Raw genomic sequence first — 11,284 nt, 5'->3', positions numbered from 1 at the left:
TATACTCTTCGAAAATCTCTTCAAACTACGTCAGTTTTATCGGCAATCTCAAAGTTGTGTTTTGAGCAACCTGCAGCTAGTTTCCTAGTTTGCTCTTTGATTTTCATTGAGTATTAATTAGAAAATAATATCATCCAACTTTTTTAAAAAAGCTTGTGTTTTTGCCTCTATATCTTCTGCCTGCATCAAATCACGCACTACAGCTACACCAGCTATACCCGTGCCGATAAGTTGGTCAATATTCTCTGATGTCAAGCCTCCGATAGCAACTACTGGAATAGCGACCCTTTGGCAAATTGTTTTCAAGGTTGAAATCAGGGTGATAGGCGCATTTTCCTTGGTCGTAGTCGGGAAAATGGCTCCTGTCCCCAAGTAATCTGCACCTCCTTCTTCTGACTCGAGGGCTCTTTTTACTGTTTTAGCTGTGACACCGAGGATTTTGTCAGGGCCCAAGACTTGTCGGGCAACCGAAACTGGTAGTTCATCGTCTCCGATATGCAGACCTGCAGCATCAACTGCGAGACAAATATCCAAACGATCATCGATAATCAAGGGTACCTGATAGGCATCGGTTATTTCCTTGACTTGTTTTGCTAGTTGATAATATTGATTGGTTGTGAGATTTTTTTCTCGTAGCTGGATGATGGTAACACCTGAACGGCAGGCCGTCTCAACTTTTTTAAGAAAACTTTCCAAGGAATCTTGGTAGCGATTGGTTACTAGATATAGTCTAAGTGCTTCTCTATTCATAAATGTCTCCTTTGATGGCATCTAGCCAATTTTCGTCTCTTTTTAGGAGAGAAAGCTGATTGAGAACTTGATAACGAAATTCTTCCAATCCCATTCCTTGAACAACTATTCTCTCAGCAGAGATATTGAGATAAGAAACTGCTAGGCAAGAAGCTTCAAAGGCCGTTTTTCCTTGGCTGAGAAAAATGGTTGTGAAGGCTCCAACCAAGTCTCCCGTCCCTGTTATCCAGTCTAATTCTGCACAGCCATTTCCCAATACAGCAACTTGATTTTCTGAAACGATAAGGTCCTTGGGACCAGTGACTAAGAATGACATACCAGGATAAAGCTGGCACCAATCTTTCAAGACTTGAAGCAAATCCTCAGTTTCTTGATCTTTAGAACTAGCATCAACCCCAACACCGTGGTGTTTTAAGCCAACAAGACTTCGGATTTCCGACATATTTCCTTTAAGGACCGTAGGCCTATAGTCTAAAAGGTCTTTAACTAAGCTCTTACGAATGACTGAAGCCGTTACGCCAACCGCATCTACTACCATTGGAAGAGAAACTTGAGCTGCATAAGAAGCTGCTATACGGATTGCTTTTTCCTTCTCAGCTGACAAATGCCCCAAATTGATGAAGAGTGCCTGGCTTTGCTTAGTAAAATCAAGAACCTCACGGGGATCATCTGCCATAACTGGTTTACATCCCAGAGCCAAAATCCCATTTGCTAGCATCTCACAAGAAATCTCATTGGTAATACAGTGAATGAGGGAACTATAGCCTATAGGAAAAGGATTTGTCAATTCCTGCATCAGTCTATCCTTTCATCAAAGAAATATCCCTGCACTTTTTTAAAGAATTCCTGCTTGATTAAAAATCGAAAGGCAATAAAGGAAATCGCTGTACCAATCAAGGTTGCTCCGAAAAATCGAGGAGTGTAGATAAACCAGCTAAGCTTAGCGGCCGATCCTGTAAAGAGTACCATAACAGGATAGGAAACAATAGAACCAATAATACCTGTTCCCAAGATTTCTCCTAGGGCAGAATAGTGAAATTTTCGACCATACTTATAGAAGAGACCTGCAAGAAGGGCTCCAAAAGTCGCTCCTGTGAGAGCTAAAGGCGGAATCCCTTGAGTCGTCATACGGATAAAGGCTGTCACTGTAGCCATCACCAAAGCATAAACAGGCCCCATCATGATTCCTGCTAGAATATTGACTACACTGGACATCGGTGCCATTCCCTCAATCCGAAAGATAGGCGTAAGAACTACATCAAGGGCAATCATCATGGATAAAATGGTTAATTTGTGAACCTGTAATTGGTGCTTTCTCATATTTCTATTCTTCTCCTGTTTCTAAAGACTGTAAATCGCTTTTCCATGTCTGGTGTTGGTAGGCCATTTCCCAAAACTTAGCTTCCATATGAACACTGATGTGGAAGGCATCTAGCATTTTTTTCTTGTCTGTCTCGTCACTTTCTCGATAGAGTTGATTGACCAGAGCCTCTTCCTCTCTGATCTGTTGCTCCAACTCATCCGTAATATAAGTTTCAATCCATTGTTGGTAGAGAGGATTTGGTGATGGTTTAAGATTAAGTGATTTGCCTATATCATGATATAGCCAAGGACAAGGCAGCAAGCTCGCAAAGGCAATACCCAAGTTTGGCTCTGCAAATTGCCGATAAATGTGAGAGATATAATGATAACAAGTTGGAGCGATTGGATGTTGCTCCATTTCCTGGTCGCTGATTTCTAATTCCTTGAAAAATTGTTGGCGGATAAATAACTCACCTTCCACTAGACTCTGAGCATTTTGTTTCAAGAGTCTTCTCATTTCCTCATTCAAAGTCTTATCAGCCAAGAGGTGATAGGCTTCTGAGAAGGCCTTCAAATAGTAGGCATCCTGAATCAAGTAATAGCGAAAGATGGACGGGTCTAAATTACCCTCTTGCAACTGTAAAACAAAGGGGTGATGAAAGGAAGCCTGCCAAGCTTCCTTGGATAATTCCATCGCAATATCTGTAAATTCCATAATAACTCCTTTATAAAAATAGACTGGTTTGAAGCAATAAAAAGAAAAGCAAGTAGATGAATATTGTCCTTTGAGGAATATAAAAAGTCCGATAGCTATTCTCCACCTGTGCATGCTCGTCATATCCATGCGCCGATAGAGCTCTCAGGTAAAGATGGCGCCATCTAAAGACTGTCATCAGAACCTTACTGTAAATCAAGGGCGACCAAAAATGTAGTTCTTGACCACGTAATAGGCAAGCTTCCTTGAGAGATTTGATTTCTTGCTGAATGAGGGGGAAGGAATTGAATACCACAATCAAGGCATAGGACCAAGAGCGTGATAACCCCTTTTGAGCCAAGTACAAGAGAAGCTCTTTTAGGGAAATAGAGGAAACAAAGACAAGACCAATACAAACGGTCACAAAAGCCCTCGTTCCAAGCATGACTGCCTGCGAAGCATCTCCATGTAACTGAACTGCCCAGTAGTTGGCCAAGGATGGCAAAATGGCGAGCAGAATCATCCAAGCCAATACTTTAAATCGACGGTAATAGAGCATAAAGAGAATACAAAATGCGACTACCGAAAGATTCAGAGCAATCGAAGGAATGAAAGATGTTTCCAGCGATAAAATCAACAAGAAGAGACTGATAATTGGTGTCTTAGTTGCTACTTTGACCATACTATCTCACCTCCCCTTGGGTATTGCTACTCTGAGATGTGAGTGGTTTAGTAATTGTCACTTCTTTCACATGACTGAGATCCTGACTAGTCATCTCAATCCAATAATCAACCACAGAGATCAAGGGATCTAAACGATGGCTAATGATCAGAAAACTTCTTCCGTGATTTCTGTCCTCCACAATCCAGTGGCAAAAATAATGGCAGGCTCTATCATCCAAACCTGCAAAAGGTTCATCTAGCAAAATCACGGAAGCTTTACTTGTCAAGATGGTCAAGAGCTGAAGAATCTTTTGCTGACCACCACTTAATTGATAGGGGCTCTTATCGAGTGCCTGCTCCAAATCAAAATACCGTAAAGCTTGGAAAATTCGCTGATTTCTTTCAGAATCAGGTCCATCTAATTGAAGCTCTTCTCGCAGACTGACTCGGATAAACTGCTTCTCAGCTTCCTGAACAACACCCGTCAGGTCACGATACAAACTCTTTTTCTTTTTGAGAACCGAACCCTTCCAGGTAATGCGCCCCTTATACTTTTGAAATTGAAGAATAGACCGAAAGAGGGTTGATTTCCCGACACCATTATCACCCAAGATACAGGAAATCCCTTGGTAAAATGTAAAATTCACAATCGAAAAGAGGGGGCGCTTATCCAGCTCACAAGTCACACGATCCATATGGAATAGTTCTGGACTAGAAGCAACTTCCTTTGAAGAAACCTGTGTCAGCTCAGAGGTAGGGATTTGATTTATTTTCCTTAGTTGTCCGTCTCTTAGCTCCACCATATGGTCGATATAGGCTTCATAATCAGATAAATCATGGTCGCACAAAATAACTGTCTTCCCATCAGAGACCAACTCTTTTAGAATCTCCAATATCTCTATCCTACTCTTGCGGTCAATGGAAGCAAAAGGCTCATCCAAGAGATAGACCCTAGGATTCATAGCAAAGAGAACAGCCAAAGCAGCCTTTTGCTTTTCCCCACCTGATAAGTGATGAATTGGACGGTGCAAAATCGCCTTGCAGCGACATTGCTGGACAACATCTGCTATTTTAGAATCAATTTCCTGAACGGGATGCCCAATATTTTCCAAGGTAAAAATTAGCTCCTCAAACAAGTTCTCCATGGTAAATTGATGATTGGGATTTTGAAAGAGGATACCAACCGTCTGGAAACGTTCGATGATAGAAAGCTGACTGACCTCGCTCCCATTTATCAGGACTTGACCGCTATAGGGAAGAGAACTGACTTGGGCAATCATTTGAAAGAGACTAGATTTTCCTGAACCGCTGCTTCCAACTAACAAGGTAAAGGCTTGCGCATGAAAAGTAAAATCAATCGGCTCAGAGAAGATTGGGGACTGAATCGCTCGTAGTTCCAGCCCCATCTATGCCTTGCCTCCAGCTGCAAACTGATGATAAAGTTTGACAATTGCACGAACCAAGATAGTACAGAAGAAAAAGACGGAAATAAAACGTACCACTAGTAAGGAAAGAATAAAAGGAAGGGAGAAGGCATAGTAACCTAACTTAATGTATTCATAGACAAAGCTAACAAGCGTAATCCCAATACTATTAGCAGTTAGAGAGAGCCAACTTTCATAGCGATTCTTGGTTACGATAAAACCAAGTTCACTTCCCAAACCTTGAACCAAGCCAGACAAAAGGGCACCTAGACCGAATTGGCTACCATAAAGGACTTCAGCAAGCGCAGCTAGCACTTCTCCAATCGTTGCGCTTCCCACTCTTGGAACAAAGATGGCCGCAATGGGCGCAGCCATACACCAGAGACCAAAGAGGATTTCATTGGCAAAGGCCTGCAAGCCAAGAGGGGCTAAAATCAGAGTGAGGACATCAAACAGATAGCCGGATCCTACAAAAACGCCACCAAAAAAGATAGACAAGAAAGCAAGTAAAATAACATCTTTTAACTGCCATTTTTTCAACATAAAAAACTCCTTTTTTAAAGAAAAGTGGGGTATTCAAGGTGAGCTACCTAAATGCTTTGTATCATCTTCATCCAGTTTCGTAAAAGAAAAAACTCTAATTACAGATAGGAATTAGAGTTCAGCTTACAAGATTAGATGGTTAGTTTCTATAAATACAAAACCATTTCACATTTCCCTTCGCCAGTCTTAACTGTATCAGGTTCAATGGGTATCATCTCAGCCTAAAGCACCCCAAATGTCTTTATTATTTAATTATATAATTATTTTAACAGACGATTTATTCTAGTTCAAGAAATTGAACTGGAAATACAGCCTTGTACTCAAAAAGACAGCAGATCTTTCTTTTGCAAAAACCAAATGTCTTGTTTGATAGATTAGCCATTTGAGCTGAATCTGGACATAGCTTTTTAGAAAAAAGAAAATCCTACTCCCTCAAAATCCAAGGAAAAATTGATAGCTATTGTTCACTCATTTCTCGAACAGTTTTTTCTATATTTTTTGCATACGATATTGCTGAAATGATTGAAACACCATCAACATTGGTCTTCATAATGTCTTTAATATGTTGCGTCTGTATCCCACCAATTGCAACTAAGGGCATTTGTGGCAATAGTTTTCTCATCAATTTAAGACCTTCATAACCTATAGCACCACCAGCATCGTCCTTTGACTGGGTATCAAATACAGGACCAACACCAACATAATCTACATATTCAACTTTTGATTGTTGAAATTCTTCCTCGTTTTTTATAGAAAGACCAATTATTTTATCTGGCATCAATTTTCTAATTTCATCAACTCCAAGGTCATCCTGTCCTACATGTACGCCATCAGCGTCAATTTCCATTGCCAAATCAATATCATCATTAACAATAAACGGAACATTGTATTTTTTACAAAGATCCTGTAGTTTAATTGCTAATTCGACTTTTTCTTTACCTTCTAAGGCTCCCTCCCCTTTTTCACGGAATTGAAATAAGGTTATACCACCTTTTAAGGCTTCCTCAACGACCGTATATAGATCTTTTCCTTGGCAAGTAGTCGTTCCACAAATAAAATATAGTTTTAGTAATTCTTTTTGAAACATCTTACTTCACTCTTTTGAATTCCTTTACATCTTCATCTGTAATCTCATATAAGGCATTTATAAATTCAACTTTAAATGTTCCAGGAAGATGTCCATTTGGACGTTTTTCTGCCATTTCTCCAGCGATATTGTAAACCAACATTGCTGTTTCTAATGATTTCAATTCTTGACCTTTTTCTAGTCCGATAAAGCTTGCTACTACAGCACCTAATAAACATCCAGTTCCAATGACTTTTGGCATCATGGCACTACCATTATGAATCGTTACCACTTCTCCATTTACCGCGATGGCATCCACTTCACCTGTTACTATTATAGGAATATTGAACTTCTCATTTGCTGCTAAAGCAATTTCGTCAATATTATCTACGCCTGCACTATCTACTCCTTTAGATGCCACATTTATTCCCACTAAAGAAGCGATCTCTCCAGCATTTCCTCTAATCGCTGCGAGTTTGTAATTATTTATTAAATCTTCGGATACTTTTTTTCTATAAGATCCTGCTCCACAAGCTACAGGATCTAAAACTGCTGGGACATTATATTTCTCTGCAATTTTCAGAGCAGCTTGGTATAATTTCCAATTTTCATCTGTCAATGTTCCTATGTTTATTAATAAACCTCCAGCATACTTTAACAAATCCTCTAAATCTGCTGGAAACTCACTCATGGCTGGTGATGCACCCAGTGCTACTAATCCATTTGCTGTGAAATTTTTTACTACATCATTGGTTATGCAAATGACCAAAGGTGATTTTTCTTTTAATAATTTTAAACTTGTCATATTGAAATCCTTCCTTTTCACTTTATACGATTTACTGATTTCGATTGATTTCTATCTTTCGTTAAGAAATTTTTTTCATTTACCATTTACATTGAATGATTTACCTCATCAAATTTGTAAATATCCTAAACCTTCTCTAGGCGTCATAGCCAATATCAAAAAAGGCTAATTCTAAAGCAACCGCTTGATTCCAACGTTCCTGAAGTTCTGTCAAATCCTCTCTACCTTTCCCGACACGATTGAGTTCGTCAACCAGAAATTGAACCCACTCTGCAAAGAAAGGACCTCTGTGGAGATTGATCCATTCCGAATGAATATAGGCTTCAGGTAGAGCCAAATCTTTAGAACCCCAGTCTAGATAGAGCCCTTCTGCAATGACCAGCATGACCAAAAGATGGGCATAGTCTGATGATGACACAGCAGAATACATAAGCTCCTGAAAGGCTTTTGTTACAGGATGCAAAGTCACTTCCTGATAATCATTCTCAGATACTTTTAACTCTTTAAAAGCCTTTTGGAAATAACCGTCTTCATCTGCTTCAAGAAAGCCTAGTTGCTTGGCAAAACGAAGCTTGGATTCAAGCTGGTCTGCGTGGGCTACGCAAGCACCCAGCATGGATAAGAAGGCATCAAAGAAGTGATAATCTTGAATCAGGTATTCTTTTAAGACCTTATTCTCAATTGTCCCCACAAAAAGTTCCTGAACAAAACGATGATTGATTGCATCCTGCCAATCCTTCTGACTGCTTTTTAATAATTCTCCAACAATCAAACCTGGCTCAAATGCATAGTCTTGTGTTTCCATATTTACTTTTCCTCTCTTTACTCGTTCGTAATCGACAAAACATCAAGAAAATCCTAGTTTTACTTGACCTTTTTAAAGAAAATCAAGGGCGTTCAAGAAGAGCTACCTAAATGCTTTGTATCACCTTCATCCAGCTTATATAAACAAAAAAACTCCAATTACAATCAAGAATTAGAGTTTAGCTTACAAGATTAGATCGTTCATTTCGCCATACGAAAAAACGTTTCACATTTCCCTTCGCCAGTCTTAACTGTATCAGGTTCAATGGGTATCATCTCAGCTTAAAGCACCCCAAATGTCTTTATTATTTAATTACTGGACCAGTATAGCAAAAAATGAAAGCCCTAGCAAGATATTTGACTGAAAAATATATTTATATAGTTTTCAATGGTGATTTATTCTTCCTATACACTAAGAAAAACCTCCACATTCAGTGGAGGCAATATTTTTATCAATACAATTTTAAGTCGCGTGGGTCAACTGGGAAGGTTGGGTTGTATGGGTTATGACGGAGTTTAAAGTGTTTAACATCTTCAATAGTCTGAGTTCCAGATAATTGCATAACTGTCTTCAATTCTGAATTCAAGTGTTCAAAGACTTGACGTACACCAACACTACCACCGAGAGCCAAACCATAGATGACAGGGCGACCAATAGCTACCAAGTCTGCTCCTGAAGCCAAGGCTTTAAAGACGTGTTGACCACGACGAATACCTGAGTCAAAGACGATTGGCACACGTTTGTCAACTGCTTCTGCTACTTCTTGAAGTGAGTCGAAGGCAGCTGGTCCACCATCGATTTGGCGACCACCGTGGTTGGTTACCCAGATACCAGAAGCTCCTGCAGCAAGCGAACGTTCAACATCCTCACGGCATTGTGGGCCCTTGACATATACAGGAAGTCCTGAGTATTCAGCGATAAATTCTACATCACGTGGAGACAAGCGTTGTTTAGCTGATTTGTAAACAAAGTCCATTGATTTACCAGCACCTTCTGGCAGGTATTCTTCAACAATCGGCATGCCAACTGGGAAGACAAAACCATTACGCTTATCAACCTCACGATTCCCCCCTACAGTAGCATCTGCTGTCAAGACAATCGCTTTGTAGCCTTCAGCCTTTACACGGTCCATGATGTGGCGGTTAATGCCGTCATCCTTACTAAAGTAAAATTGGAACCAATGAGGTGTCCCTTGAAGAGCTTCCGTAATTTCAGGAAGGTCAACAGTAGAGTAAGAGCTGGTTGTATAAAGAGAACCAAACTCATGCACACCACGCGCAGTAGCCACTTCACCTTGTTCATTTGCCAATTTATGAGCCGCAACAGGCGCCATAATGATTGGTGAAGATAGTTTTTCACCCGCAAATTCAATCTCTGTACTTGGATTTTCAACATTGCAAAGTGTATGAGGAACAATGAGCTTGTGGTTAAAGGCACGGATGTTCTCGCGTAAAGTGAATGTATCTTCTGCTCCACTGGCGATATAACCAAATGCTGCTTTAGGAATAACCTGTTGCGCCATTGGCTCCAAATCATAGGTATTGATGAAATCTACATGACCTTCTGCATTGCTTGTTTTGTATGACATAAAATGTCCTCCTTAATAAGTAAGCGTTTACTTTGTATATTACAAAAATATCTTAACTCTTTTTTCAAAACTTTTCAAATATTTTGTTTGGAAATTTCATACTTTCAATCATTTTACAGCGATAATTAAAAATGATGAACTTTCTTAAGTTATGGAAATTCAAATAATCTTTTCATTTTCTAATACTTTATCATCAAATTGTTCAGCTAGTATAGTTGCTGAGTGATAAAGTTCCTTTGCTTTATTTTTATCATTTTCAAAATAAAGATAGCACTTAGCTTCAAATACTGAAATTCCAGGTTTATAGACTTGCAACGTTGTTACTGATAAAATTTCATTCATCTTTTTTACTAGAGATATCATATGTTTATAGTCATTATGAACAACATAAACAACCGCTATGGCACAAAGAACTGATAGTAGCTCTACATTATACATTTCATCACTAACTAATTGCTGTTTCAACAACTTAATCCGAAAATCATCTAATGCTCTCTTCTATAAATCAAGTCTTGACATTGCATAGCAAAATAATCAATTAATAGTAAATCATTGAATGTGTAAACTTGCTTTAGTGTTACTTGCTTAAAATAATCATCAAAAATATCTTCAGCGAAACTACCTGTCCCTGTTCTTATCAAGTCTAATATTCTTTCAATCAAGTCTAGACTCAGCAACTCTTCCTCAGGAAGAGCTAGTTCTTTATTTTCAAGAAAAGTATCTATCGGAACTTCTAATCGCTTAGATAAATATTGTAACTTAGTAATTGTTGGCAAGGATTGCCCAAGCTCAGTACGCATCAGCTGTTTGATTATTAAGTCAGCTTCTGTCCACAAACCTCTTCTCTCGTCAATTTGTGACGTTCACGTTCCTGTCTTACTCTATGACCAATTTCAGTTTTAATATCTGTTGTCATTCTTACCTCTTAACCACAATCCATAAATTAACAATAATTCTTTTTCAAATCCGTCATATTATTTTCCAAAACTTCGATGTCTTGGCTGACTTTGAGAATGACAATGCTGCCTTGAATACTGGAGATGACTTGACGGGCCTGCAACTGCGACCGTTCTTCTGACCAGTCAGCATGCAGGTCTTGCAAGAGGCTGGCTAACTTCTCTGTCCACTGGGTCATAAAATCATTGAGAGGACAGCGGAAGTTCTCATCTTCTGTGGACAATTCCACAATCAGATTACCAATTGGGCAACCATAAAAGACTGTCTGACTTTCATGAAATTGACAAACCCAGTCAATCATATCCGAAAACTTGTCACTGTAAGACTTGTCTGCTTCAAAAATATCTTCAAAAAGCTCTTTTCGCCACTTTGCTAAAATATCTTGAATGACCGTCAAACCAATTTCCTTCTTAGATTTGAAATAATAATAAAGCTGCCCCTTGCCAACATCAGCCACCTCCATGATGTCACTGATGGAGGTGGCCACATAACCCTTCTGATAAATCAATTCCTCAGCACTTTGTAAAATACGCTCTTTAACGCTCATCTACTCACCTCTCTTTTTTCCTATTATAGCAGATTCAGAGTCTGAGACCAAACAATTGAAACCACCTCCTTTTACCACTGTTTTATCATTAAAATTTTTTGTTCTGAGCAAATTAATTTACAAATTCAATTTTAGATGTT

Annotated in this window: 14 protein-coding genes and 2 riboswitches; all 14 genes read right to left on the bottom strand. The window is 39.1% G+C overall.

Annotated elements, in window-relative coordinates; genetic code table 11:
• Positions 1–117: 117 nt before the first annotated feature.
• Positions 118–750: a thiamine phosphate synthase gene (thiE, locus tag HMPREF2613_RS02060; protein WP_070478631.1), complete on the bottom strand. Its 633-nt coding sequence runs from the start codon at positions 748–750 to the stop codon at positions 118–120.
• The gene (locus HMPREF2613_RS02055) at positions 743–1,546 is read right to left on the bottom strand and encodes a hydroxyethylthiazole kinase (RefSeq protein WP_070478629.1); all 804 of its coding nucleotides are present in this window, start codon (positions 1,544–1,546) and stop codon (positions 743–745) included. The genes thiE (HMPREF2613_RS02060) and HMPREF2613_RS02055 overlap by 8 nt, the downstream gene beginning before the upstream one ends.
• Entirely contained in the window at positions 1,546–2,070 is a 525-nt protein-coding gene (gene thiW / locus HMPREF2613_RS02050; protein WP_070478627.1) for an energy coupling factor transporter S component ThiW, read from the bottom strand. The genes HMPREF2613_RS02055 and thiW overlap by 1 nt, the downstream gene beginning before the upstream one ends.
• 4 nt (positions 2,071–2,074) lie before the next feature.
• Entirely contained in the window at positions 2,075–2,767 is a 693-nt protein-coding gene (gene tenA / locus HMPREF2613_RS02045) for a thiaminase II (protein ID WP_070478625.1), read from the bottom strand.
• 10 nt (positions 2,768–2,777) lie between these two features.
• A complete protein-coding gene (locus HMPREF2613_RS02040) occupies positions 2,778–3,428 on the bottom strand; it encodes an energy-coupling factor transporter transmembrane component T (protein ID WP_070478623.1) in 651 nt (216 codons plus the stop codon).
• A 1-nt stretch (position 3,429) separates the two neighbouring features.
• Positions 3,430–4,815 carry an ATP-binding cassette domain-containing protein gene (locus HMPREF2613_RS02035; RefSeq protein WP_070478621.1) on the bottom strand — a complete coding sequence of 462 codons (1,386 nt, stop codon included), beginning with the start codon at positions 4,813–4,815 and terminating at the stop codon, positions 3,430–3,432.
• Positions 4,816–5,376, bottom strand: coding sequence for an ECF transporter S component (locus tag HMPREF2613_RS02030; protein WP_070478620.1), 561 nt, complete (start codon positions 5,374–5,376; stop codon positions 4,816–4,818). It abuts the gene before it with no gap.
• 155 nt (positions 5,377–5,531) lie between these two features.
• Positions 5,532–5,620: riboswitch (TPP riboswitch) on the bottom strand.
• Positions 5,621–5,833: 213 nt separating this feature from the next.
• Positions 5,834–6,463: a thiamine phosphate synthase gene (thiE, locus tag HMPREF2613_RS02025; protein WP_070478617.1), complete on the bottom strand. Its 630-nt coding sequence runs from the start codon at positions 6,461–6,463 to the stop codon at positions 5,834–5,836.
• Between the two features lies 1 nt (position 6,464).
• On the bottom strand, positions 6,465–7,247 hold the full coding sequence (gene thiM, locus HMPREF2613_RS02020; RefSeq protein WP_070478615.1) for a hydroxyethylthiazole kinase: 783 nt from the start codon (positions 7,245–7,247) through the stop codon (positions 6,465–6,467).
• A 136-nt stretch (positions 7,248–7,383) separates the two neighbouring features.
• Positions 7,384–8,052 (bottom strand): TenA family protein, encoded by a 669-nt coding sequence (locus HMPREF2613_RS02015; RefSeq protein WP_070478613.1) that lies wholly within the window; start codon positions 8,050–8,052, stop codon positions 7,384–7,386.
• A 215-nt stretch (positions 8,053–8,267) separates the two neighbouring features.
• A riboswitch (TPP riboswitch) is annotated at positions 8,268–8,356 on the bottom strand.
• A gap of 147 nt (positions 8,357–8,503) precedes the next feature.
• Positions 8,504–9,640 carry an L-lactate oxidase gene (lctO, locus tag HMPREF2613_RS02010; RefSeq protein WP_061587749.1) on the bottom strand — a complete coding sequence of 379 codons (1,137 nt, stop codon included), beginning with the start codon at positions 9,638–9,640 and terminating at the stop codon, positions 8,504–8,506.
• Positions 9,641–9,799: 159 nt separating this feature from the next.
• Positions 9,800–10,105: a hypothetical protein gene (locus HMPREF2613_RS11515; protein WP_165442212.1), complete on the bottom strand. Its 306-nt coding sequence runs from the start codon at positions 10,103–10,105 to the stop codon at positions 9,800–9,802.
• Positions 10,106–10,125: 20 nt separating this feature from the next.
• Positions 10,126–10,476, bottom strand: coding sequence for a hypothetical protein (locus HMPREF2613_RS02000; protein WP_261018190.1), 351 nt, complete (start codon positions 10,474–10,476; stop codon positions 10,126–10,128).
• Between the two features lie 107 nt (positions 10,477–10,583).
• Positions 10,584–11,144, bottom strand: a complete 561-nt coding sequence (locus HMPREF2613_RS01995) for a TetR/AcrR family transcriptional regulator (RefSeq protein WP_070478610.1) — start codon at positions 11,142–11,144, stop codon at positions 10,584–10,586.
• Between the last annotated feature and the right edge of the window lie 140 nt (positions 11,145–11,284).

The organism is Streptococcus sp. HMSC070B10 (assembly GCF_001808665.1).
In the GTDB taxonomy this organism is placed as follows: domain Bacteria; phylum Bacillota; class Bacilli; order Lactobacillales; family Streptococcaceae; genus Streptococcus.
Note: the sequence above shows the minus strand (reverse complement) of the source record. Positions and strands in the feature narration are given on the sequence as shown.

What these genes read in the sequence shown, in the direction of transcription:
- HMPREF2613_RS01995 (WP_070478610.1), bottom strand. Translation starts at nt 11,144, where the DNA reads ATGAGCGTTAAAGAGCGTATTTTACAAAGTGCTGAGGAATTGATTTAT.
- HMPREF2613_RS02035 (WP_070478621.1), bottom strand. Translation starts at nt 4,815, where the DNA reads ATGGGGCTGGAACTACGAGCGATTCAGTCCCCAATCTTCTCTGAGCCG.
- HMPREF2613_RS02015 (WP_070478613.1), bottom strand. Translation starts at nt 8,052, where the DNA reads ATGGAAACACAAGACTATGCATTTGAGCCAGGTTTGATTGTTGGAGAA.
- tenA (WP_070478625.1), bottom strand. Translation starts at nt 2,767, where the DNA reads ATGGAATTTACAGATATTGCGATGGAATTATCCAAGGAAGCTTGGCAG.
- HMPREF2613_RS02040 (WP_070478623.1), bottom strand. Translation starts at nt 3,428, where the DNA reads ATGGTCAAAGTAGCAACTAAGACACCAATTATCAGTCTCTTCTTGTTG.
- thiE (WP_070478631.1), bottom strand. Translation starts at nt 750, where the DNA reads ATGAATAGAGAAGCACTTAGACTATATCTAGTAACCAATCGCTACCAA.
- thiW (WP_070478627.1), bottom strand. Translation starts at nt 2,070, where the DNA reads ATGAGAAAGCACCAATTACAGGTTCACAAATTAACCATTTTATCCATG.
- thiE (WP_070478617.1), bottom strand. Translation starts at nt 6,463, where the DNA reads ATGTTTCAAAAAGAATTACTAAAACTATATTTTATTTGTGGAACGACT.
- lctO (WP_061587749.1), bottom strand. Translation starts at nt 9,640, where the DNA reads ATGTCATACAAAACAAGCAATGCAGAAGGTCATGTAGATTTCATCAAT.
- HMPREF2613_RS02030 (WP_070478620.1), bottom strand. Translation starts at nt 5,376, where the DNA reads ATGTTGAAAAAATGGCAGTTAAAAGATGTTATTTTACTTGCTTTCTTG.
- HMPREF2613_RS02055 (WP_070478629.1), bottom strand. Translation starts at nt 1,546, where the DNA reads ATGCAGGAATTGACAAATCCTTTTCCTATAGGCTATAGTTCCCTCATT.
- thiM (WP_070478615.1), bottom strand. Translation starts at nt 7,247, where the DNA reads ATGACAAGTTTAAAATTATTAAAAGAAAAATCACCTTTGGTCATTTGC.